This window comes from Christiangramia gaetbulicola, assembly GCF_003054225.1.
GTDB lineage: Bacteria > Bacteroidota > Bacteroidia > Flavobacteriales > Flavobacteriaceae > Christiangramia > Christiangramia gaetbulicola.
In genome coordinates this window covers 431,352-455,953 of the sequence record NZ_QBKQ01000001.1, presented here as the reverse complement: position 1 = coordinate 455,953, position 24,602 = coordinate 431,352, and the positions used below count along the sequence as shown (strand labels likewise).

Genomic DNA, 24,602 nt, shown 5'->3' with positions numbered 1-24,602 from the left:
ATGAAAAAAAAGACACTATTCATCATCATTGGGGTGATCGTATCCTTGGTTGTATTATTGGTAATAGGTAAAAAAGCAGGTTGGTTTGGTAGCTCGGCGAATGTAAAGAATGTTGAGATCACCAAGGTTGAACCTATAAATATTACTGAAACTGTTTCAGCCACCGGAAAAATTCAACCCGAAGTTGAGGTAAAGCTTTCTTCTGAAGTTTCCGGGGAGATCATAGAACTTCCCGTAGTGGAAGGACAGGCGGTACAGAAAGGTGATCTTTTGGTTAGAATTAATCCTGATATTTACCAGTCAAGCCTGCAAAGAGTGAGAGCAGGTTACCAGAATTCTAAAGCTAATTATGCCCAGACCCAGGCGAATCTAAAACAAGCTGAGGCAGATTATAACAGAAATAAAAAGCTTTTTGAAAAAGGAGTGATCTCTAAGGCCGAATGGGATGGGATCGTTTCTAATTACGAAATGGCCGAGGCAAACAAGGAATCTGCTTATTTCAGCATGCAGAGTAGTGCCGCGACCGTGACCGAGGCACAGGATAACCTTGCCCGTACCAATATCTATGCTCCTATGACTGGGACCATTTCTAAATTAGATGCCGAGCTGGGAGAAAGGGTAGTGGGAACCCAGCAAATGGCAGGTACTGAAATTCTTCGTGTTGCCAACCTTGATAACATGGAAGTTGAGGTAGATGTAAATGAAAATGATATCGTGAAGGTATCGGTAGGTGATTCTACCATTGTTGAGGTTGATGCCTATTTAGGTAAGGAGTTTAAGGGTATCGTAACTGAAATTTCAAATACAGCAGATAATACACTAACTACAGACCAGGTTACCAATTTCAAAGTAAAGGTGAGGATCCTTAAAGAATCCTATGCAGATCTTATGGAAGGGAAACCGGAGAATTATTCCCCCTTCAGACCTGGAATGACGGCTACTGTAGATATTATTACTAATAAAAGAATGAACGTTATCGGGGTACCGATTAGTTCAATTGTAATTAAAAGCGATACGACTTCAACCAAAAAACCTTTTGAAATTAAGCAGGAGGACGAAAGTGAAGAAAAGTTTGAATGTGTATTTGTAAAAGATGGTAAAAAAGCTAAACTTCGCGTTGTGGAAACCGGTATACAGGATGATTCGCATATCGAGATCACCAAAGGTCTTGCAGATGGCGATGTTGTGATCACCGGGCCATACAGTACCGTAACCAAAAGCCTTGATTCTGGAGACGAGATAGAGGTTAAGGAAGAAGGTAAAGAGGAAAAGGAAACTGAATAAATTTAGGCGATTTGGCACTTATCTTATGTCTTGAAACTGCGACCACAAATTGTTCTGTGGGTTTAGCTAAGGATGGTAAACTGTTGTTTTTAAAAGAAGATAACAGCAAGAACTATTCTCATGCAGAAAAACTTCATGTTTTTATTAATGAAGTTTTGCAGGAAGCTGGTGTTACCACCAAAGATTTGGATGCAATTGCCATAAGCAAAGGGCCGGGCTCCTATACAGGGTTACGAATTGGGGTTTCATCTGCTAAGGGGCTCTGCTACTCACTGGATCTTCCTCTAATCTCAGTGCCAACTCTTGATCTTCTAGCCGCAAAACTTAAAGCTGAAAATGGAATAATAATTTCCATGCTGGATGCCAGGAGGATGGAAGTATATTCTGCAGTTTATAATTCAAATCTGGAGCAGGTAAGGGATACTCAGGCTGAGATCCTGGATGAATCTGCCTTTGTTGAATACCTGGAGAAATCTAAAGTTCATTTTATAGGAAACGGGGTAGCGAAATTTGAAGAAATCTGCAAACATCCAAATGCCGTTTTCCATACTCAGCAATATCCTTCAGCTAAAGAAATGGCTGAAATAGCCGAATTAAAACATCAAAAAAGCGACACCGAAGATGTCGCTTACTTTGAGCCTTATTACTTAAAAGACTTTATAGCCGGTTAGCAAACTATTCAGATTGCTTTTCCCTAACTGTACCTTTCATTTTTGTTTGATCATATAAGTAAACATCTCTTTGAGGATAAGGAATGGTCATTCCTGCTTCTTCCAGTCTTATTTTACCTTCCTCGATCATATACCAGTGCAGATCCCAGAAATTCGCCAATTCAGCAAAATATCTTACAGAGAAATTTACCGAGCTGTCACCAAGTGAATGCACTATGATTTGTGGTGCAGGGTCTTTCAAAACATTTTCCTGTTCCATTACCATATTAGTAAGTACTTCTTTCGCTTTCTTAATATCGTCATCATAGGAGATTCCAAAAGTGAGGTTTTCTTTTCTGGTATTGTTATAGCTGTAGTTAGTGATATTATCATTGCTTAACTGACCGTTAGGAACAACAACTCGCTGGTTTCCGAAAGTATCTATTTTAGTATAGAACAAAGAGATCTCTACCACGCTACCAGAAACTCCCTGCGCTTCGATCCAATCACCTACTTTAAAAGGTTTAAGGACAATGATAAGCACACCTCCTGCTAAATTGGAGAGAGATCCCTGCAGTGCAAGACCAATAGCCAAACCTGCGGCACCAATTGCGGCCACAAGGGAAGCACTTTCAACACCTAGCTGTGTAATAACCAGAACAAATAAGATGATCTTTAAGCCCCAGCTTGCTGCGTTCAAGGTGAATTTTTCCAGGGTAGGATCGTAATCCTTCTTGTCGAATAATTTTCTAAGGTATCCTACGATGAGTTTTATAACCCATAATCCTACAAGTAGTAAAACAATAGCACCAACAAGTGTAGGTAAGTAATCTATGAATTTACCTGCATACTCCTTAGCGATATCGCTATAATCATTTAGCTTTTCCATATTTTGTGTTAGTTAATTATAAAGCCTCTATTCTAAAAAAATAGAGCTTATTTCTTGTTTAATTTATGTTAAACTTCCGAAATCAGTTGTGTAGCCTCGGTTTCTGATTCTACCGGAAGCTGGCAACTACCTTCTTTACAAATATAAATGAGATCTTTTCCTTTTACTAACCGGTCTTTTAAAAGCGCCAGGTCTGTATCTTTATTCGTTGCCGCGAGAACCGTATTGGGGAGATATTTTTGCTGGAAATACGAAGCTTTATTTCTGAAATTTTCCCCGGTTATCGCAATTTCATAGAACGGATAACAGAAATTCATCATCAGGTTTAACCAGTTGGAATGAGATTGGGGATATTCAGGGATCTTATCTGTGATATTCTGAAGCATCTTTTCTGCCCTATCGATATAACTGGTTTTACCAATTAGTTTACCATACCTAAAAAGGTTTTTCGCCATTTCTGAATTCGAAGCCGGGATGACATTATCACTGATCTCGATGGTCTTAGTAACCAAGGGCCGGTCTTTTACCGAAGTAAAAAAGTATAGTTCGGAAGCTTCATCATAAAAATCCTGATCAACTATTTCAATTAGCTCCTCAGACTTTTGCAGGTATTTTGGGTCGAAAGTAGATTCATAAAGGTCCAAAAAGGCAGATATCATGAAGGCGTAATCTTCCAGATAGGCATTGATGCTGCTTTTCCCATTTTTATAACTATGGTATAAACGACCGTTCTTTTGAAATTGCTGATTCGAAATAAAATCAGCATTTTTTTCAGCTGTCACTAGGTAATCCTCATTTCCAAAAGCTTTATATGCTTGGTAATATCCGCTTATCATCATCGCATTCCATGAGGTCAGCGACTTATCGTCGAGGCCAGGTTTTTCCCTTTTAGCTTTCTGTACTCTGAGTTTCTTATGGCATTCCTTGATGCTGCTTTTCAGTTCATCTAACGATATGTTGAATTCTGTGGCGATGGTATCGAGCTCTTTGGTCCTGATTAGAACATAATTTTTCTCCTCCCATTTTCCGTAGTTATTGATATTGTAATATTCAGAAAATAGGGGGAAATCATCTCCAAGGATTTCCTGTAATTGGTCTTTGGTCCAGACGTAATATGCTCCCTCTTCCTTTATTCCTTTTTCATTCAGACTGTCTGCATCAAGGGCTGAGTAAAATGCATAGGAAGAGTCCGTCATTTCATTTGCTATGAATTTAAGAGTGTCTACAACCACTTCTTTATACCATTCATTCCGGGTGATCTTATAAGCCTTAGAATATAAACTAACAAGTTGGGCATTATCATAAAGCATCTTTTCAAAATGAGGTACATGCCATCTTTCGTCTACAGAATATCTTGAAAATCCGCCTTCGATTGGATCATAGACCCCACCCCAGGAGATCTTGTTCAAAGTTAAAATACAATGATCCATTAGCTCTTTATCTGAATTCTGATGAGCATATCTCATTAGGAACTCGAAGTTATTCGGCATCATGAATTTTGGAGATCTCTGGTAACCTCCATTTTTAGGATCAAAGGAGCGTTTCCATTTTTCGATGACCGGGAGAAAAAAGTCCCGATGAAATCCATGAAAGTCCTGGTTAGGTTCAACTATCTGGATCTGCTTCAAGCCATTTTCGAGTTTTTCGGCATATTCCACAAGCTTCTCCGGTTGTGTCTCGTAAAGGTGGGCGATCTGTTTTAAGGCATCTTTCCATTGTTCCTTCCTGAAGTACGTGCCTCCCCAAACCGGCCGGCCATCTGGTAAAGCAACCACGTTCATGGGCCAGCCCCCGGCTCCCGTCATCACCTGTACAGCATTCATATAGACCTGGTCTATATCTGGTCTTTCTTCCCGGTCTACCTTAATACATATATAATTCGAATTCATCACCCCGGCGACTTCTTCATCTTCAAAACTTTCATGCTCCATCACATGACACCAGTGGCAGGCAGAGTAGCCAACACTAATCAACAACAGTTTGTTCTCTTCCTGAGCCTTTTCCAGGGCAGTATCATTCCAGGCCTTCCAGTTCACGGGATTATGAGCATGCTGCAGCAGGTAAGGACTGCTCTCATTTATAAGGTCATTGGTATATTCAGCCGATTTTTGATCCATAAGCAATTTTAAGAATTAAAGGTATTGAGGAAAGAGGCCAAAAACCAGCCTAAAACCCTAAAATTAGTATAATATCAAAGTAATCTGAAATGCGTTTTGTATTATTAATCTTTTAATAACTTTAAAGCTCAGCCAGTTAATTAAAAAAACAACAATTTTAACGGTTGATAATTGACCTGTTTATGGAAGATATTTACATCGTAATGCTCGTGGCACTTTTTGCCCTTGCGATCACAGATTTAGTTGTTGGAGTAAGTAATGACGCTATCAATTTTCTGAATTCTGCTATCGGTTCAAAAGCAGTTTCCATGCGAACCATCATGATAGTTGCAAGTATTGGGGTGGCAGTTGGAGCGATATTTTCCAGTGGGTTAATGGAAGTTGCCCGAAAGGGTATTTTTTTACCGGGCGAATTTTACTTCGAAGAGATCATGATCATCTTCATGGCAGTTATGATCACCGATGTACTCTTATTAGATTTCTTCAATTCTTTAGGCTTGCCAACTTCAACTACCGTTTCCATAGTTTTTGAATTGCTTGGTGCTGCCGTTTGTATGGCCGCGATTAAAATTTATACCCAGGGAGATGGCAATCTTTCTGCTCTTACCAATTATATAAATACAGCAAAAGCGACCGAGATCATTGTAGGTATTCTTATGGCTGTGGTGATCGCTTTTCTCGTGGGCGCGATCGTGCAATATATTTCCCGTCTTGTATTCTCCTTTCAGTTCGAAAGAAAAATGAAATATGTAGGTTCTATTTTTGGAGGGCTTTCTCTTACCGCGATCCTTTATTTTATTCTCATAAAGGGGATGAAGAGTGTGCCTTATATCTCCCAGGAGACCATGGATTATGTGAACACACATACGGTCATTATCGTTCTAATAGGTCTGGTTTTATTTACGGGAATTTCTCAATTTCTAATGAGCGTTTTAAAGATCAATATCCTTAGAACCATTATTATCATAGGTACCTTTGCTTTAGCTCTGGCTTTCGCCGGAAATGACCTGGTGAACTTCATAGGAGTTCCTATTGCCGCCTGGCAGTCTTTCGAACTCTGGCAAACGGCTAATACAGCTACCGGAGTTTTGCCATCAGAATTTTCCATGACCGGTCTTTCCGGAAGCGTGCCAACGCCAGAAATTCTTCTTATCGCGGCTGGAGCGGTGATGGTAATTACGCTTTGGTTTTCCAGTAAGGCAAGATCGGTGGTAGATACCGGGATCAATCTTTCCAGGCAAGGAGATGCGGTAGAAAGATTTGAACCTAACTGGTTATCCCGTGGAATTGTAAGATATTCAGTTCTTTTTGGAAATGCCGTAACTACGGTACTTCCAGAAAGAATGCGGAGTAAGATCGAAAACAAATTCGATAAACCTTCAGCGCATTCCAGAAGCAAAAGATTTGATGCTCCCGCCTTCGACATGGTAAGGGCTTCAGTAAACCTGGTGGTGGCGAGTGTATTGATCTCTATTGGTACCAACATGAAGCTTCCACTTTCTACAACTTACGTGACTTTTATGGTAGCGATGGGTACTTCACTGGCAGACAGAGCCTGGGATAGAGAAAGTGCTGTTTACAGGGTTGCCGGTGTTCTTAATGTAATTGGCGGTTGGTTTGTAACCGCAATCGTTGCCTTCACTGCCGCCGCGATCTTTGCCAGTATCATTTATTTTGGAGGAACCATTGCCCTGGCAGTTCTAATCATCGTTGCTCTTGTTCTGGTAGTGAGAAGCGGAATCCTGCATTCCAGAAAGGCGAAAGAAGAGAAGACCAGGAAGAAGTTTAAAAAGAGTGATATCATCACGATTAACGAGATAACTTCAGAAACCTCTGAAAATATTTCCAATGTGATTGGAGGTATTAATAAGATGTACTCCAGGACCGTAGATCAACTAGGTTATTATGACCTGAGCAAACTCAAGAAGAATTATAAGAGGATAGAAAAACTGGAGACAGAGGTAGATGAATTAAAAGATAATATCTTCTATTTCATTAAATCGCTGGATGAAGATTCGGTAGAAGCGAGCAAATTCTATATACTTACGCTGGACCATTTACAGGATATGGTGCAGTCTATTGGTTTTATTACCAGGAACAGTTATAACCACGTGCATAACAACCACAAGAATCTTAAATTCAATCAAATTCGGGATCTTAAAAAGGTAGATGACAAGATGCAGATCCTGTTTGATGAGATCACCGAAACCTTCGATAATCATGAGTTTGGGAATATAGATAATCTTCTTAGCGAGAAGCAGGATCTTATGGAATATGTAAGTGATCTTATTCAAAAACAGATACAAAGGATCCGGACTTCAGAATCGAGCCCTAAGAATACAAAATTATATTTTGGAATACTGTTGGAAACAAAAGACCTTATTGGTTCAACAATGAGTCTGCTGCAGCTTTTCCAGGAATTCTATAACGAAGCGAAAACCACGACTTATTAGGAATAAAAAAATCCCTTTTAAAAAGGGATTTTTTTATTCTTGGATTTTTTGTCAGTCTTAGCCGTTAACAGCCTCCACATATTCTACTTTTCCTCTTAACATGTCCCTAAGCATGGTTTCAATCCCACTTTTTAAGGTCATGGTAGAAGATGGGCAACCACTGCAGGCTCCCTGTAGTATAACCTTTACGGTTTTATTTTCTTCATTATAGCTGTCAAAAAGGATGTTACCACCATCACTGGCTACAGCCGGTTTGATGTATTCATCAAGGATAGCCACGATCTGTTGTGAGGTGTCATCCATATTCTCGAAATCTACCTTCTTGGTTTCGGCGATCTCTGCATTAGCAGATTTTGAAGTTTCAACACTTTCCTTGGTAAGAACTTCGTTTCCTTCTTCCAGGTAATTCCTGATAAATTCACGTAATTCCATAGTGATCTCTTCCCATCCAGCTACATCGTATTTCTGTATAGAAACATAATTCTCGTCTATAAATACCTCTTTCACAAAAGGGAAATGGAAAAGTTTCTGAACCAGGGGAGCATCTTTAGCGTCATCAATATTTTTGAATTCAGCTGCATGCAGAACCAGTTTCTTATTGGCAACGAATTTCATTACCGCAGGGTTCGGTGTGCTTTCCGCGTAAACAGTAACCGGTACTTTTCCCGATTGAGCTTTGGTTTCTTTTATAACTTCACCGCCTTTGTTTAGGTAGGTTTTGATCTGTTCGGCAACTTCTTCCTGTACATCTGCCCAGTCAACAATATCATATTTTTCTATCGCTATGAAATTCTGAGCGATATAAACCGTTTTAACAAACGGAAGATAGAACAATTGCTGGGCAAGGGGAGATTTCGCCGCTTCATCTATGTTTTTGAATTCATAGTTTTCGTGACGGGTCAGGAATTTATCAGCTTCAAATTTTACAATTGACGCCGTAGTTGTTGGAACAATATTTATAGTGAAATCTTTCATCTCAAAATTTTTGGCAAAAATACTAAAGAAAATCAAGGTAATACATATATTTACAGCCTTTATGACTAGTTCTAAACATTTAAATCCTTGCTTTAATTTTCATTTTTTCAGGTTAAAGTATATTTTGTTTTTAGTGTCGATATTATTTTTTAATAATTCTGCATTAAAGGCTCAGGAGGTCATTCCAACCTATTCAGACTATCTTACCGACAATCTTTACTTGCTTCATCCTTCAATGGCAGGAGCTTCAAATTATGACCAGATTCGGCTAACCGGAAGACTCCAGTGGTTCGACGTGGAGGATGCTCCTAACTTACAAACCCTTTCATACAATACCCGGGTAGGGCAGAAGATAGGTTTGGGCGGAATTGCTTTTAGAGATGAGAACGGAAATTATTCCAAGACCGGAGCTTACGCGACCTTCGCTTATCACCTAATGTTTTCAAGAAGTACTGCAGATCTCAATCAGTTATCATTCGGTTTGAGCATAGGAGCTATTCAGCACAGGCTTGACACTAGCGGGTTTACGGAATTTGATCCTTTATTGGGGGACAGCAATACCGATATCTTCGGAAACATGGATTTCGGGATCTCTTATTACGTAAGTGATCTATATTTCCATTTTGCTGTGAAAAATATTCTCCTGGTAAATCGTGAATTATTTTATTCAGATGCTGTGCCCAGTAATATGAGAAAGTATCTTTTCTCCGCAGGTTATGTATTTTCCTTGAATCCAAACGATCCATGGAGCTTTGAGCCTTCTATTTTATTCCAGGCAAGGGAAGCTACCAGTGAAATGGCTATAGATGGAAATGTGAAAGCCTATTATGAACTTGAAGATGGTAATAGTATTTGGGGAGGTTTGTCTTACAGGAATAGTTTTGAGAGTTCTGAGTTCACTACAGGTGGGGAAGAGGTAAATCGCCAGCAATTAAGATATATTACCCCATTCATCGGGGTAAATTATAAGAAATTTGTTTTAGGATATACCTATAGCTACCAGCTGAATTCACTGGTTCTGAGTAATGGTGGTTTCCACCAGATAACCCTAGGATATAATTTTGGGGAAAGCAGGGAACGTTACGACTGTAAATGTCCTGCCATTAATAACTAAAAGTCCAGTCTGGAAACTTTATAGTTGTTTTCTTTAGCGCTAATTATTCCCGACAATACTTCAGGATCTATATTACTGTAAAACTCCGGGATTTGGTAATTCCCTTCATTTGTATTTAATAATCCATTTTCCTGCAGTATAGCTTTGGTTTGCCTCGCTACGGCTTCTCCAGAATCTATGATCTTTACATTCTCTGGTAGGATCTTTTTTAATAAAGGAATCAGGTAGGGGTAATGACTGCAGCCAAGCACGAGATAATCTATCTCGGCAGATAGCATTGGTTTCAATAATTGCTTCACCAGGGTTTCGGCTTCTTCAGAATCTTTTTTCCCACTTTCAATCAATTCTACCAGTCCGTTTCCTTCAACTTCAATGACATTGATGTCACGCGCATAAATTTCTGAAGTCTGGGTAAAAAGTTCACTTGTAAGAGTACCTCTGGTGGCAAGAATCCCTATTGCCTTATTGGTGCTTTTGAGTGCAGCAGGTTTTATGGCGGGCTCAATCCCTATAAAAGGGACCTTATAAGACGATCGCAGCACTTTTATCGCATTTGTGGTAGCAGTGTTGCAGGCAACCACGATGATCTTACAATTCATCGCTAAGAGCTTTTCAGTATTCTTTATGGAAAGCCCGATGATCTCCTCCTGAGTTTTTATTCCGTAAGGAGCATTTTTACTATCAGATAAGTAAATGGTTTTCTCATTAGGTAATAACTGGTGGATCTCTTTCCAAATAGAGGTGCCGCCAACACCCGAATCAAAAATGCCAATAGGTCTGGGATCGTTCATATAGGTGTAAAAATAAAAACTGCGTACAAATATGTACGCAGTTTTCTAAATTTATTGATAAAAGGAATCAATTACATTCCTAATTCTTTCTTTACGTCTGGCATAAGGTTGTACCCATCAGCTAGAAGAACCCCTGTTCCTGTAGTAGAGTCAAGAACATAGTCATATCCTTTTGCTCTTGCTACCTTCTGGATCGCAGTACGAACTTTTTCAAGGATTGGCTTAAGAAGGTCAGTTTCTTTCTTTTGAAGATCCTGTCTTGCTTTAGCGCTGTGTTCCTGAATTCTTCTTTGTGCAGCCTGTAATTCTGTAGCACGCTTCTGGTTCTCTTCTTCAGACTTTGTATTAGCTTCTGCTTCGTAACGTTGCATAGTGCTTTGAGCCTCAGATAACATATCTTTTATTTCTGCATCATAAGTCTTTTCAAGTTTTTGAAGCTGATCCATCGCGCTTTTATACTCTGGAAGATCCTGTACTAGCTCCTGAGTAGCAATATGGGCAACTTTAGACTGTGCATTTGTAAAAGCAGTAGCGCCAATCGTCAAAGCTAAAGCTATAAAAAGTGTTCTGAATTGTTTCATTGTAATCGTCGTTAAGTTTAATTTAAGGTTAAAAATTTAATTTATTGTATCGTTCTTTTTCTCTCTTGCTTTAAGGATGGAGTCTCTTTTTCTTTCTCTTTCTGCGAGAATTTTAGCTCTCCGCTCCTCAAATTCTTTTTGTCTTGCGGCCTTTAAAGAATCTCTTTCTCTTTTTTTGGCCTCTATAAATTCTTCTCGTTCTGATTTGCGCTGTTCCACCAATTCTTCTCTTTTGGTGATCTCAGCATCCTGCTCTACAGTACGGTCTTCTGCTTTTTCAAGTTCTTTGATCTCATCTTTTGTTTCCAGCTGCTCACGATTAGCGGTTCTTTTAATGGTTCTAAGAACACTTTCGCTAACATCGTATTGCTTATCTGCATATATCATTCCAATATCTGCAGTTCTGTCAAAAACAAAATCAAGGTTTCTGGTTTCAGCGATCTGCTGTACGGCAGTGAACACTTGATCCTGGATTGGCCTAACCAGTTGTTTCTTCTGGATCATATAATCACCATTCGGGCCAAACCTGTTTTGTTGATATTCCATAGCCTGTTGTTCCATATAGGCTATTTCACTTTCTCTTTCTTCGATGAGTTCCTTAGTAAGCAAAGCTCTTTCATTGTCCAGCCTGGTCTTCATGTCTTCAACCTTGCGCAATCTTGCTTCAGCTTCAACTTTCCATTCCTGAACCCTGTTGTCTAATTGTCTTGATGCTTCCTGATATTCCGGAACATTTTCAAGAATATATTCCATGTCGATGTAACCAAGTCTAATGGTTTTTTGCGCCGTGACCGATGTAAGGCCGAAGGCTGCAATCGCTAAAATGGTAAATACTCTTTTTTTCATCTAGATCGAATATAGAAAATATCATGCCAAATTAAAATTGCTGGCCAATGATAAAATGTGTTTCCCATCCATTTGGACCTGGTTGACCAACAATTTCGTCAAATCCATATCCAAAGTCAATACCTAATAACCCGAAGGTTGGCATAAAGATTCTTAGTCCAACTCCCGCAGATCTATTTAATTGAAACGGATTATAGTCTCTAAAATTGTCATAGGTAGCACCGGCCTCTAAAAACGATAGGGCATAAATCGATGCAGCAGGCTTCAAAGTAATTGGGAATCTTAACTCCAGTGAATATTTGTTATAGATAGTAGCACCATCATCTCTATCATCTGCAGGTCTGTCTATTGGTACTACAGATTGGTTTGGATAACCTCTTAACTGTATGGTTTCTCTACCATCAAGGCTAAATGCTCCAAGACCGTCTCCACCAAGATAGTATCTTTCAAATGGAGGCACACCTCTTTCGTTGTTGTAAGCTCCAAGGAAACCGTATTCAGCATGCGTTCTTAAAACAAGGTTGCTACTTGGGCCAAAGCTGAAAAGGTTGGTATACCAGGTTCCGGCGAATTTGATCTTATAGAATTCAAGCCAGTTATATTTCTTCTGGTCTACTTTTTCCTGATCTGGAACCGAGTTTTCAGGAGTTACCCTGTTACCCTGCTGGTCTATAAGATTTCCGTTATCATCTCTTAACTGATACTCATCCTGGTTCTCCAGATCTCCGTAATCTACTCCATTCCATAAGGAGTAAGGTGGAGTTAGTTTAGCGGTAAAGGCGAATTTAGAACCTCCGGTTGGGAAGATCGGGTTTACCCTTGTGTTGTCTCTGGTAATTCCTAATTGGTAATACAGGTTGTTTGAATGCCCATCACCAAATGTAAATAACCCGGTGTTGTAATTATTAAGGTCGTATCTCTGGAAACCTACCACGTTAGAAACAGTTACATACTGGTCTGGTGCGGTTAGCCTTTTTGCTAGTCCAACACTTACTCCAAGTATATCAAAGCTTCTGGATTTATCAGCTTCTCTTTCCACATAATCATACAGGAATTGTCTTGTATAGCTAAATGAAGTTGAAAGACTTACCGGTCTTTTACCTCCTAACCATGGCTCTCTAAAGGAAAGGCTATAGGTCTGGTAGAAAGTACTGGCCTGTGCTCTTAATGATAGCGTTTGACCATCTCCCATTGGGATTGGTCTGTAAGCATCTTTGTCGAATAATCCCTGAATAGAGAAGTTGTTGAACGATAGACCAAGGGTTCCAATGAAACCACCACCACCGTAACCTCCCTGAAGTTCGATTTGGCTGGCTCCTGCTTCTACCACCTGGTATTCCAAACTTAAAGTACCTTCTCTAGGATCTGGATCTACGAATTCAGGATTTAACTGCTCCGCATCAAAGAAACCTAAGGCACCAAGTTCACGAACCGTTGCTACTACAGCTTCCTGGCTGTATTTTTGTCCCGGTTTGGTTCTTAGTTCACGGTAAATAACGTGATCTTTTGTTTTGTCGTTTCCGGTTACTCTAATTTCATCGAAATAAGCCTCTTTACCTTCAACGATCCTGATCTCAAAATCGATAGTATCGTTGTAAACGTTGGTTTCTACAAGGTCGATATTAGAGAATAAGTATCCGTTGTTCTGATATTCGTTAGCGATAGAAGTTTTATTAGGCTCTCTTCCCTGAACTCTTTCATCCAGAAGAACACCATTATATACATCACCTTTCTTAACTCCTAAGAACCGGTTAAGCTGAGAGTCTGTATAAGCACTGTTTCCAAGAAAATCTATTTCCCCAATATAGTATTGGTTTCCTTCTTCGATGTTTAATTGAAGCGCGATATTTTCCTCGTCCTTTTTGATAAGGGTGTCTGAAGTTATTCGGGCATCTCTGAAACCTTCTTCTTTGTATTTGTCTATAATAGATTCTTTGTCTGCCTGGTAATCATTTCTTACGAACTTAGAACGCTTCCAGAACCTGAAAAGGTTCTTTTGCTTGGTGTTCTTCATGTTACGCTTAAGCTTGGCATCAGATAATTCTTCGTTTCCTACGAATTCTATATCTGAGATCTTTACCCTGTCGCCTTGCTTGATATCTACTACCATGTTCACCTTATTAGTACTGGCAGTATCTGAAACCTCAGAAGTTCTAATGTCTACTTTGGCGTTGAAGTATCCTTCTTTTTTGTATTTGTTTTCTATGTAGTTTTTGGAAGTAGTGATGAGGTTTTCTGTGACCTTAATACCTGGTTTTAGGTTGTTTTCATCTATAAGATCTTCTCTTTCGCTTTTCTTTTTGATTCCAGAGAAACTTACATTATTTAAAACAGGTACTTCCTGGATCTCCAGTTCGAGATCGGCAACATTACCTTCTACATTGGTGATATAAAAGTTGATATCACTAAACAGGTCCAGTTTCCAAAGTTTGTTGATCACATCCCTTAATTTCTCTCCGGGAATATAGATCTCCTCACCCTCTTTTAAACCGGTATAGGCAATCACCGTTTGTTCGTTATAAGTGGTGGTTCCGGTGACTTTTATATCTCCAATAGTATATTTTTTAGAATCTCCAAGGGGTAGGTCCTGTGCTTTGGCAGCTATACTGAATATGAAAAAAAATGCAAAAAGCGTAAATATCTTTTTCGTCATGAATGCACTAACTGAGTTGCTCACTTGTTTTTCCAAATCTTCTTTCTCTGTTTTGATAGTTGTATATGGCTTCAAAAAGGTCCTCTCTTCTATAGTCTGGCCATAAGATTTTCGTAAAATACAATTCGGCATAAGCAATCTGCCATAATAGGAAGTTGCTAATGCGCTGTTCACCACTAGTGCGGATCAAAAGATCTACATCTGGTAAATTTCGGGTGTAAAGATGCTCATTTATAACGGATTCATCAACTGCATCAAGGGTTAATTCATCACTTTTTACTTTTGCAGCGATCTGAGTGATGCAATTCGTGATTTCCTCCCTGCTACCGTAGCTTAAAGCGAGGGTTAGGGTCATGCGCTTGTTGCCAGATGTTTTTTCAATAACATCTAACAATTCTTTTTTTGCTTTCGTGGGTAAATTGGAAATGTTTCCTATAGAATTTAGCTTGATCTCATTATCCTGCAGGGTTTTCATTTCTTTTTTCAAAGAGGAAACCAGGAGTTTCATCAGGGTATCTACCTCTAATTTGGGTCGATTCCAGTTTTCCGTAGAAAAGGCATAAAGAGTAAGATTTTTCACTCCAATTTCAGCGCAGCCTTCAACAATATCCCTAACCGCTTTTGTGCCTTCTTTATGCCCAGAAGCTCTCAGGAAACCTTTTTGTTTAGCCCAGCGACCATTACCATCCATAATAATGGCAATGTGCTCAGGTAATTTATCAAGGTTTAAATTGTCTTTATAATTCATTTAAAAGCAATAACATGGCTTTCGGCCAAAGGTAAATGTGAACGTTATGCCGGTAAATACATACCAGTCATTAGTATTTCTATTTCCAAACTCGGCGGAGGGTTCTCTGCGCCCCAGGTACTCTTCTGGCCAGCTGCCATCCAGGTTGTCTGTAAGCGTGTACCTTGCCCCAATTTCGAATGCACCTATGATATGCTCGGTGACCGCCTCTTTGTATCCCATAACCATAGGTATGGCAAATTCAAAGTTAGACCCTTCATTCACCAGGTTGTTGGCTCTTCCGTTCTTTAACCAAACGTGGTCTGCCCTGAAATAGGTAATACCGGTGTAAAGATACGGCGTACTTTGGGGTAATGGGTCGGTAAGATCAAAATCCCAGAAATTGAATTCCAATCCTAAAGAAGCTTCGGCGATGGTGTTTTCAAAAGAGTAGCCTCGCTGTTGCCTTCTGGTGTCTGAAGATTTTGTGTCATCTGCAGCGATCTCTGCATATAGCAAGGTTAATCTTAAAGCATGCCTGCTGCTTCGATTCCATTTTGCGATCAAACCTCCTACCGGTGTATTTGGCAGAATATAATTAGTTCGACCCACATCACCAATAAAATTTGCACCTCCGGCAAAAACTCCAACCTCGACTTCTTGCGAGTATGTGGTTATTGTAAAAAATGCCATCACTACAAATGCGATAAGGTACCTCATAGGTTTTCAAAAGTTTGCAAATATAACAATTCTGTTTGCTCTGCAATAATTTGAGCAGATTTGTGCATAATAATAAACAGTTTTTGAAAGTATTTATTGCTCAGTTCCGCTTGTCTTCACCCCAAAGCAATTTTTTTCGAAGAGTATTTAAAAAACTATCTTCTCTTAATTCAACAAAATTAATCGTGTAGGGTGCTTTTGTAATAATGATCTCGGTATCGTTTTCTAAGGTGGCAATTCTCGAGTCCATCGATACCAAATGTGTGTTCTCGCGACCGGAAACTTTTAACTTGATCCTGGTGTGATCTTTAATTACCAGAGGCCTGGCATTAAGGTTGTGCGGTGCGATAGGTGTAATTACTATGGAGTCTGCATCTGGTGTGATCACAGGACCTCCACAGCTAAGCGAATAGCCGGTGGAACCGGTAGGGGTAGAAATTATAAGGCCATCGGCCCAGTAAGATGTTAAAAATTGATCGTCCAGCCAGGTGTCTACCGTGATCATGGAAGTGGTGTTTTTTCTGCTCACGGCAATCTCATTGAGCGCGATATGTGAAAAAACCGGATCAAAATTTTTCGGATTTGTTTCGATAGTTAGAACAGATCTGGGAGATAAAGTGAATTTCTTTTCCAGTATTTCGTCCAGGGTACTTTCTATCTGTTCTTTCTGGATTGTGGCAAGAAAGCCAAGTCTACCTGTATTGATGCCGACAATAGGGATATCAAGGTTTCGGATATAATTAATGGATTTAAGAATGGTCCCGTCACCTCCTATACAGAAAAATAGGTCGTACGAATTATCCAGCTCTTCAAAGGCACTAAAGTGGTCGTAGTCTTTTTCAATGCTATTATTGCTGTGGATTAATTTCAGGAAATCTTCTTCGATTAAAACTTCAATATTTTTCTGATCTAAAAGTTCCAGAAGCTGGCCTATGTATTTTGCAGCATTGGTATGATAAAACTGACCGTAAATGCCTATTTTCATAAATTATATGTTCAGGTATTTGTCAAGGTATTGTGAGCGATCCTTGAGATTTTTATTGAAGGTGTCTTCCTGATGTTCAGAAATAATAAGGTAGCCGTATCTCCTAAAGGCCTGGATGATCTCGTTCATTCCAGACGGAGTAACTTTAACTGTGATCTCGGCCATGTCATCTTCCATTTTTGAAACAAAGGCTCCTAATAAATGGGCGTTATTGGATTCTACGATCTGGCTAACCTCTCCAAAAGTAAAGTCTTTAAATGCTTTTTCTATTACCAGGATATTTCCTGGCTCGTGTAAGAACGGAGTTTCCTTAAATAAGGAGATCATCTCGTTCAATTCTACATAGCCCAGGTAATTGTTATTATCATCCAAGACTGGTAGGATATTGCAGTTATTTTGCCCAAATGCCTCGAGGCTGTCCAGCCAGTAATTGCTTTCTCTCATAAAAAAGCCTTCTAGAGCATAGCGATAATCATCCAGGGTTTTATCATTTTCGAAGCATCTGATGTCATTTTCAGAGATACAACCAACATAAATGCCTTCGCTTTCTACCGGCAGATGTGTGTAGGTTAATTGATTAAATAATTCCTGGACGTCCCCGATCTTATCAGAAACACTTAAAATTCCTACATCATTCAATATGTGTTTTTTCAAACTCATTTTTTCATTTCCTTTTCTGCAAATTAATCAAAATAAAATTCATTGAAGCAGACTGCACTTTGTATTTTTGTTAATAAAACAAGGAAGAAATGACTAAATTAAGTGTCAATATCAATAAAATAGCCACCTTGAGAAATGCTCGTGGAGGTGATGTTCCAAATGTGGTAGAAGCGGCCAGAAAAATCGAATCTTTCGGTGCTGAAGGGATTACAGTACATCCACGGCCAGATGAAAGACATATAAGGTATGCCGATGTTAAGGACTTAAAACCGGTGCTTACTACCGAATTCAATATTGAAGGAAAACCTATTCAGCAATTCATAGATCTTGTTCTGGAAGCTAAGCCTGCCCAGGTTACTCTAGTGCCAGATGCTGAAGATGCTATAACTTCTAATGCAGGCTGGGATACTATAAAGCATAAGGATTATTTGAAAGATGTGATCGCTCTATTCAAATCGCATGGAATAAGAACTTCCATTTTTGTGGACCCGGTGAAAAAATTCATTGAAGGCGCCGCTGAAACGGGGGCAGATAGAATTGAATTATATACCGAGGCCTTTGCAGTTAATTATGCCAAAGGAGATAAAAATGCTGCTAAGCCATATGCCGAATGTGCTGAACTAGCTCACAAACTGGGGCTTGGAGTGAATGCCGGTCACGACCTTTCTTTGGAGAATTTAAAGTTCTTTAAGGATAATGTTCCTCATTTAGCGGAGGTTTCTATAGGTCATGCCTTGATATCGGAGGCTCTTTACCTCGGTCTTGAAAAAACTATTCACGAATATTTAAAACTTTTAAAATAGATGGAATTACATTCTACAGTTCTTGGAGAAGGTAAGCCCTTCCTCATCCTTCATGGTTTTTTAGGAATGAGTGATAACTGGAAGACCTTAGGCAAGCAATTCGCCAAAGATGGTTTCCAGGTACATTTAATAGATGCTCGTAATCATGGGAAAAGCTTGCATAGCGATGAGTTTTCTTATGAATTAATGGCTGCGGATGTGAAAGAATATTGTGAATCGAAGAATTTAGAAAATATCATTCTTCTGGGGCATTCCATGGGAGGGAAGACAGCAATGCTTACCGCTTGTGAAAATGAAGGCTTAGTGGAAAAACTGATCATTGTAGATATAGCCCCAAAATATTACGCTCCACACCACCAGGAGATCTTAGCAGGTCTAACCGCTCTGGATGAAGCCAAACTCACTTCCAGGGGAGATGCTGAGGACTTTCTTAAAAAATATATACCCGAAACCGGTGTAAGATTATTTTTACTCAAAAATCTTTACTGGAAAACCAAAGAGCAGTTGTCTCTAAAGCTCAATCTTGATGCTCTAAAAGCAAATATCGAGAACATAGGGGAGGCTCTGCCGGCAGATAGATCCTACCATGGTGATACTCTTTTTATAAAAGGAGAGAATTCCAATTATATAAGACCAGAGGATGAAGCTGATATCAAAAAGCAGTTTCCTAAAGCTAAAATCAAGGAAATTAAAAATGCCGGGCACTGGGTGCACGCTGAAAATATGAAGGACTTCTACGAGGCAGTAATGAGATTTGTTTAAAATCTTTCTAAATTTATTATGTATGCATAATAAATACTGTTGAAATGTTGCATAATATCTATTTTATGCTATTTTTGGCGCAAGCTTTTTAAGACATATTAAATATAATCCTAATTAAATTATGAAAAGACTATTTTTACTTGGCCTGGTTTTATTGGCCACGGCTACAACCTATGCCGGTGGTTACAGGGTAAGTCTACAAGGTCAACGTGGACTTGCTATGGGACACACTGGAGTGGCAGTGGTAAATAATGCGGAATTGGCCTTTTTTAACCCGGCCGGACTGGTTTTCCTTGAAAACAAGATTAATGTTGCAGTTGGTGCGAGTGCCGTATTTTCTGATGTTGTTTGGCAAAATGAAGAATTTGGTCAAACCGCTAGAACAGATAGCCCTGTGGGAACCCCGTTCTACGCCTACTTCTCTTACAAACTAAGCGAAAAATTTAGTGTGGGACTTGCCGCTTATACTCCTTATGGTAGCTCTGTTGCCTGGGAAAAAGACTGGGCAGGATCACACCTTGTTAATGATATTGAGCTTGCTGCAATTTATGTGCAGGCGTTAGCTTCTTATAAGATTACAGATAATCTTTCTGTAGGTGGTGGACCTATCTACGTAAGTGGATCGGTTAATTTCAATAGAAACCTTAACAGAACTCTTACCGACCTTGATGGTGACCGTGCCAACGTAACTATCGATGCTTCTGGTGTTAGCGCCTGGGGATGGTCTGCAGGAGCAATGTGGAGACCAATTGATAGTTTGACTATTGGTGTTAACTACCGTTCAGAGATCCTGGTAGAAGCTGAGAGCGGGGATGCAGATTTTGAAAATATCCCTAATTCTCCTTTAACTCCTTTTAGTGATACTCAGTTCGATGCTACATTACCGCTTCCGGCTGAACTTACTATTGGTGCGTCTTACCAGTTAAATGACCAGTGGTTATTTGCTTTTGATTATAACCGTACTTTCTGGGATGTTTATGAGTCTCTGGATGTAGATTGGGCAAACCCTAACATTCCTGATTCTAAGAACCCAAGAAATTACAAAGACGCTTCTATTTACAGATTTGGTCTTCAATATGCCGCGAATGAAACTTTCGTTTTAAGAGCCGGTTATTATTTTGATGAGTCTCCGGTACAATCAGGATATTTTGCTCCTGAAACCCCAAGAAATGATTCGAACAACTTTACAGGAGGTCTTACCGTAAATGTAACAGATAAAATTGCGATAGATGCTTCTTTCCTTTACAGTAGATTTAAGGATATAGATGAATCATACGATTACTATCAGGAGAACGGTCAGAATGTGCCTTTTGAAGGAACTTACAAATCAAGTGCATTTGTTCCTGGTCTAGGTGTAACAATTAAAATTTAATGAGAACGATGAAGAACTATTATAAATATATCGCAATATTAGCCTTAGGGGTTGTATCCTGCGAACCTGAATTAGAAAATGCCATCGAAGATGGTGAAGTTTACTCCAATGGACAGGCAGATTTCTCAAATTATGTAGCTGTTGGTAACTCTTTAACTGCGGGGTATGCAGACGGAGCACTTTATATTACAGGACAGGAAAATTCCTATCCTAATATCCTGGCTCAGAAATTTGCTGTGACTCAGCAAACCGATGGTTTTACTCAGCCTTTAATGAACGATAATGCTGGAGGTCTATTATTAGGTGGAACCCAGATTACTCAAAACAGATTCGTTCTTGCTGTAGGAGCTAACGGTCAACCACGTCCAGCCAGATATGGTGGGGCTGCGCCTACTACAGATATTACCAATAAACTTTCTGGGTCATTCAACAACATGGGTGTTCCGGGAGCAAAATCTTATCACCTGGTTGCTCCGGGTTATGGAAATGTTGCAGGAGTGCCTTCAGGATTGGCAAACCCATATTTTGCAAGATTTGCAAGTGCAGATAATGCAACGGTTTTAGCTGATGCTTTAGCACAGGATCCAACTTTCTTTACTTTATGGATCGGTAATAATGATGTTCTTGGATATGCTACTTCAGGTGGAACTGGTGAATTTCAGTTAGGAAATACAGACTTCGCTTCTTACGGAGCGAATGACATTACAGATCCTACTGCTTTTTCAATGGTATACGGTCAGATCGCTGGAGCCTTGGCTCAAACTGCAGATGGAGTACTTTTAACTATTCCAGATGTTACATCGGCGCCTTATTTTACAACGGTTCCTAATAACGCCTTAGCTTTAGATGCTGCCACTGCAGCTCAATTAACCGGATATTTCCAGGCTGTTGCCGGAGTGTTCGCTGGTGGATTGATGGCTCAGGGAGTACCTGCAGAGCAGGCACAGGCTTTAGCTTCACAATATGCAATTCAGTTTAACGAAGGTCCAAACAGGTTCCTTATAGATGTTCCGGTTACTCAGGCAAATCCTCTTGGATTCCGTCAAATGACCGAAAATGAACTTCTACTTTTAACTATAGACCAGACAGCATTGGCTGGAGGATATGGTTCTGTGCAATTAACTCAGGAAGTTGGAGAAGTTCTTGCTATTCTTCAGGCAGGCGGAAGTCCTACTCCAGAGCAGGCTCAGATCTTATTTGGAGCAGTTAGCGGTATTGATGATAAAGATGCTTTAGATTCAGAAGAACTTCAGTATATCAGCCAGGCTACAAACCTTTTCAACGATGCTATTGAAGCAAATGCTGAAACTTTAGGTCTTGGACTGGTAGATGTAAATGAAACACTATCTCAGTTAAAAGATCAGGGAATTCCTTTTGACGGAGGTGTCATTACTTCAGACTTCGTTACGGGTGGTGCTTTTTCTTTAGACGGAATTCACTTAACTCCGCGTGGATATGCTGTGATTGCTAATGAAATTATTACAGAGATCAACGCTACTTATGGATCTAATGTTCCTAAAGCAGATGTTGGTTCATACGGAACTGTGACTCTTAGTCAGGACGTTCAGTAATATTAAATTTGCCATAAAATTTAAAAAGGCCGGGATTTTCCCGGCCTTTTTTTTGCAACTTTACTAAATAATCAACCACTATAACATTATGAATTTTATACTAAGATTATTGCTTACGGCACTTGCCGTGGTGATACTGGCCAAAATTTTGCCAGGAGTGAGCGTAGACAGTTACTGGACCGCAATTATCGTTGCGCTGGTGCTAGCCTTGCTAAACTTTATTGTAAAGCCTCTTTTGGTCCTTTTTACCCTGCCCGTGACCATCCTTACCTTAGGATTATTCTTACTGGTGATCAACGCGATTATCATTTTTATGGCCGATGGATTTGTAGGAGGATTTGATGTCGACGGATGGTTTATTGCCATAATTTTTAGTTTGTTACTGTCTCTGGTGCAATCTTTGCTCTTTTCAATTCTGAAATCAGATTAGATTTAACTGAATTTCAACAAATTGAAACTTTGCAGACTTTAAGAAAAAACGTAATTTTGCACTCCAATTTTTATAATAGATCAAAATGAATATTACCAGAGAGAATATTGATGAATTAAATGCGGTAGTTAAAGTTGATATCGCTAAAGAAGATTATGCCGGTAAAGTAGATAAGATTTTAAAAGATTACCGTAAGAATGCCAATATTCCCGGTTTCAGAAAAGGTCATGTACCTATGGGGATGGTTAAAAAGCAATACGGTCAGGCTGTATTGGTAGATGAGGTAAATAAATTACTTCAGGATAGCCTTAACAAGTACCTTACTGAAGAGAAATTAGACGTTCTTGGAAATCCGCTTCCTAAAGAGCAGGAAAATTTTGATTGGGACAAAGATGATTACAGCTTCGAATTTGAACTAGGTCTTGCACCAGAGTTTGAAGTTGATCTTGATCTTAAAAAGCCTGTTACTAAATATAACATCGTTGCCGATGAGAAAATGGTGAACGATCAGATAGAAAGTATCCAGAAACAATATGGTAAGCTTAAGACCAAAGATGTGGTTGAAGAAGGCGATACGGTAGCTGGTACTTTTAAGAATGAAGAAGAAGGGATAGAGAACGATTCTACTATCGAACTTTCTAATATTAAAGGTAAACGCAACCTGAATAAGTTTGTAGGTGCTAAGGTTGGAGATACGATCACTTTAAAGACCAAAGGTCTTTTTGAAGATGATCACGCATTGATCAATCACCTTAAGATCGAACATGATAAAGCTCATGATCTTGATATCGAGGTTGAATTCACGATCTCTGAGATCAACGAAAGAGAACTTGCGGATCTTGACCAGGAATTGTTCGACAAACTTTTCGGAAAGGATAAAGTAAAGTCTGTAACCGAATTGAAAGAAAAGATCAAGGAAGATGCGGCTAAGCAATTTGAGCAGCAGAGCGATCAGCAGTTGATGAACGATATCACTGAAGCGCTTATTGAAGCTACAAATTTTGAGCTTCCAAAAGAATTTCTTCAGAAGTGGATCCAGACGGTTGGTGAAAAACCATTGACTGAAGAGGAAGCTGCAGAAGAATACGAAAAAAGCGAAAAAGGACTTCGTTATCAGTTGATCGAAGGAAAAGTTGTAAATGACAATAACCTTAATGTAGATTTCAACGATCTAAAATCTTTCACAACAGAAAAGATCAAACAACAAATGGCACAATTTGGTCAGATGGATCCTTCAGAAAAGGAACTTGACGATATTGCGGCCAGGATCTTATCTAACCAGGATGAAGTGAAGAGACTTTCTGAGCAGTTGATGAATGAAAAACTTCTTGAGTTTTACAAGGAGAACATGAAATTCGACGAAAAAGAAGTTACTTACGAAGAATTTGTGAAAGCTATTTATAAGTAAGCCTTTTTACGATATATTACCTATCTTTAAGGCGTTAACTCATTATTGAGTAACGCCTTTTTTGGTTTTAACCGGAATTTTAATTAAGATTAGAAAAACAATAAAAAATTGATGGATTACGGAAAAGAATTTCAAAAATATGCTGTCTCAGATCATAACATAAACAGCAACTATTACGATAAGATTGTGAGCAGCATGATGCCAGTAGGCATGACTCCAAATATTATCGAAGAAAGACAGATGAATGCTGTGGCCATGGATGTTTTTTCCCGTCTAATGATGGACAGGATCATTTTTCTTGGAACAGGGATCAATGAGCAGGTTGCGAATATCGTGCAGGCTCAGTTACTGTTTTTAGAAAGTACAGATGCTTCCAAGGATATTCAGATATATATCAATTCTCCAGGAGGTAGTGTATATGCAGGTCTGGGAATTTATGATACCATGCAGTTCATTAAGCCAGATGTAGCGACGATCTGTACAGGTATGGCAGCATCAATGGGTGCTGTTCTTTTATGTGCCGGTGAAGCCGGTAAACGTAGCGGACTGCCTCATTGTAGAGTAATGATCCATCAGCCAATGGGTGGAGCCCAGGGACAGGCGAGTGACATAGAGATCACGGCCAGAGAGATCGTTACTTTAAAAGAAGAATTATATAATATCATAGCGAAACATTCCGGACAGACGTATGAGAAAGTTCATGAAGACAGTGATCGTGACTTCTGGATGAAGGCTGAAAAAGCCAAGGAGTACGGAATGATCGACGAGATATTAACAAGAGAAGGATAAATTGTAATTAACTATTTCGCAA

22 protein-coding genes are annotated in these 24,602 nt (G+C 39.4%); 11 read left to right on the top strand and 11 right to left on the bottom strand.

Going from position 1 to position 24,602, the window contains the following annotated elements:
- The gene (locus tag C8P64_RS02010; RefSeq protein WP_108170384.1) at positions 1-1,284 is read left to right on the top strand and encodes an efflux RND transporter periplasmic adaptor subunit; all 1,284 of its coding nucleotides are present in this window, start codon (positions 1-3) and stop codon (positions 1,282-1,284) included.
- An 11-nt stretch (positions 1,285-1,295) separates the two neighbouring features.
- Positions 1,296-1,955 carry a tRNA (adenosine(37)-N6)-threonylcarbamoyltransferase complex dimerization subunit type 1 TsaB gene (tsaB, locus tag C8P64_RS02005; protein ID WP_108170383.1) on the top strand — a complete coding sequence of 220 codons (660 nt, stop codon included), beginning with the start codon at positions 1,296-1,298 and terminating at the stop codon, positions 1,953-1,955.
- 4 nt (positions 1,956-1,959) lie between these two features.
- On the opposite strand, the gene C8P64_RS02000 is transcribed toward tsaB, so the two are convergent.
- Together C8P64_RS02000 and C8P64_RS01995 are read right to left on the bottom strand one after the other, a co-directional pair.
- Complete coding sequence (locus C8P64_RS02000; protein WP_108170382.1) at positions 1,960-2,823, bottom strand: mechanosensitive ion channel family protein; 864 nt, start codon at positions 2,821-2,823, stop codon at positions 1,960-1,962.
- Positions 2,824-2,891: 68 nt separating this feature from the next.
- Positions 2,892-4,940 carry a thioredoxin domain-containing protein gene (locus tag C8P64_RS01995; protein WP_108170381.1) on the bottom strand — a complete coding sequence of 683 codons (2,049 nt, stop codon included), beginning with the start codon at positions 4,938-4,940 and terminating at the stop codon, positions 2,892-2,894.
- A 182-nt stretch (positions 4,941-5,122) separates the two neighbouring features.
- Here C8P64_RS01995 and C8P64_RS01990 point away from each other — a divergent pair, with 182 nt between their 5' ends.
- Complete coding sequence (locus tag C8P64_RS01990) at positions 5,123-7,393, top strand: inorganic phosphate transporter (RefSeq protein ID WP_108170380.1); 2,271 nt, start codon at positions 5,123-5,125, stop codon at positions 7,391-7,393.
- A gap of 57 nt (positions 7,394-7,450) precedes the next feature.
- Here the strand turns inward: C8P64_RS01990 and C8P64_RS01985 are convergent, their stop codons facing one another.
- Positions 7,451-8,368, bottom strand: coding sequence for a NifU family protein (locus C8P64_RS01985; RefSeq protein WP_108170379.1), 918 nt, complete (start codon positions 8,366-8,368; stop codon positions 7,451-7,453).
- 61 nt (positions 8,369-8,429) lie between these two features.
- On the opposite strand from C8P64_RS01985, the gene C8P64_RS01980 reads away from it, so the two are divergent.
- On the top strand, positions 8,430-9,482 hold the full coding sequence (locus C8P64_RS01980) for a PorP/SprF family type IX secretion system membrane protein (RefSeq protein WP_108171245.1): 1,053 nt from the start codon (positions 8,430-8,432) through the stop codon (positions 9,480-9,482).
- On the opposite strand, the gene murI is transcribed toward C8P64_RS01980, so the two are convergent.
- The 8 genes from murI to C8P64_RS01940 form a co-directional block, all read right to left on the bottom strand.
- Positions 9,479-10,273: a glutamate racemase gene (murI, locus tag C8P64_RS01975; protein ID WP_108170378.1), complete on the bottom strand. Its 795-nt coding sequence runs from the start codon at positions 10,271-10,273 to the stop codon at positions 9,479-9,481. The genes C8P64_RS01980 and murI overlap by 4 nt on opposite strands.
- Before the next feature lie 71 nt (positions 10,274-10,344).
- Positions 10,345-10,854, bottom strand: a complete 510-nt coding sequence (locus tag C8P64_RS01970) for an OmpH/Skp family outer membrane protein (protein ID WP_108170377.1) — start codon at positions 10,852-10,854, stop codon at positions 10,345-10,347.
- Between the two features lie 36 nt (positions 10,855-10,890).
- Positions 10,891-11,700, bottom strand: coding sequence for an OmpH/Skp family outer membrane protein (locus tag C8P64_RS01965; protein ID WP_108170376.1), 810 nt, complete (start codon positions 11,698-11,700; stop codon positions 10,891-10,893).
- A 31-nt stretch (positions 11,701-11,731) separates the two neighbouring features.
- On the bottom strand, positions 11,732-14,353 hold the full coding sequence (gene bamA, locus C8P64_RS01960; RefSeq protein WP_245889638.1) for an outer membrane protein assembly factor BamA: 2,622 nt from the start codon (positions 14,351-14,353) through the stop codon (positions 11,732-11,734).
- 7 nt (positions 14,354-14,360) lie between these two features.
- Positions 14,361-15,101, bottom strand: a complete 741-nt coding sequence (locus C8P64_RS01955) for an isoprenyl transferase (RefSeq protein ID WP_108170374.1) — start codon at positions 15,099-15,101, stop codon at positions 14,361-14,363.
- The gene (porG, locus tag C8P64_RS01950; protein WP_108170373.1) at positions 15,102-15,800 is read right to left on the bottom strand and encodes a type IX secretion system protein PorG; all 699 of its coding nucleotides are present in this window, start codon (positions 15,798-15,800) and stop codon (positions 15,102-15,104) included.
- A 100-nt stretch (positions 15,801-15,900) separates the two neighbouring features.
- Positions 15,901-16,785: an NAD kinase gene (locus tag C8P64_RS01945; RefSeq protein WP_108170372.1), complete on the bottom strand. Its 885-nt coding sequence runs from the start codon at positions 16,783-16,785 to the stop codon at positions 15,901-15,903.
- Between the two features lie 3 nt (positions 16,786-16,788).
- Complete coding sequence (locus C8P64_RS01940; RefSeq protein WP_108170371.1) at positions 16,789-17,445, bottom strand: CBS domain-containing protein; 657 nt, start codon at positions 17,443-17,445, stop codon at positions 16,789-16,791.
- Positions 17,446-17,534: 89 nt separating this feature from the next.
- On the opposite strand from C8P64_RS01940, the gene C8P64_RS01935 reads away from it, so the two are divergent.
- From C8P64_RS01935 to clpP, 7 genes are all read left to right on the top strand, one after another.
- Positions 17,535-18,248: a pyridoxine 5'-phosphate synthase gene (locus C8P64_RS01935; protein ID WP_108170370.1), complete on the top strand. Its 714-nt coding sequence runs from the start codon at positions 17,535-17,537 to the stop codon at positions 18,246-18,248.
- Positions 18,249-19,010 carry an alpha/beta fold hydrolase gene (locus C8P64_RS01930; protein ID WP_108170369.1) on the top strand — a complete coding sequence of 254 codons (762 nt, stop codon included), beginning with the start codon at positions 18,249-18,251 and terminating at the stop codon, positions 19,008-19,010.
- A 121-nt stretch (positions 19,011-19,131) separates the two neighbouring features.
- Positions 19,132-20,382 carry an OmpP1/FadL family transporter gene (locus tag C8P64_RS01925; protein WP_108170368.1) on the top strand — a complete coding sequence of 417 codons (1,251 nt, stop codon included), beginning with the start codon at positions 19,132-19,134 and terminating at the stop codon, positions 20,380-20,382.
- Between the two features lie 8 nt (positions 20,383-20,390).
- Positions 20,391-21,953, top strand: a complete 1,563-nt coding sequence (locus C8P64_RS01920) for an SGNH/GDSL hydrolase family protein (protein WP_108171244.1) — start codon at positions 20,391-20,393, stop codon at positions 21,951-21,953.
- Positions 21,954-22,041: 88 nt separating this feature from the next.
- Entirely contained in the window at positions 22,042-22,383 is a 342-nt protein-coding gene (locus C8P64_RS01915; RefSeq protein ID WP_108170367.1) for a phage holin family protein, read from the top strand.
- A gap of 85 nt (positions 22,384-22,468) precedes the next feature.
- Positions 22,469-23,791 (top strand): trigger factor, encoded by a 1,323-nt coding sequence (gene tig, locus C8P64_RS01910; protein WP_108170366.1) that lies wholly within the window; start codon positions 22,469-22,471, stop codon positions 23,789-23,791.
- Between the two features lie 111 nt (positions 23,792-23,902).
- Positions 23,903-24,580 (top strand): ATP-dependent Clp endopeptidase proteolytic subunit ClpP, encoded by a 678-nt coding sequence (gene clpP / locus C8P64_RS01905; protein ID WP_108170365.1) that lies wholly within the window; start codon positions 23,903-23,905, stop codon positions 24,578-24,580.
- Positions 24,581-24,602 lie beyond the last annotated feature (22 nt).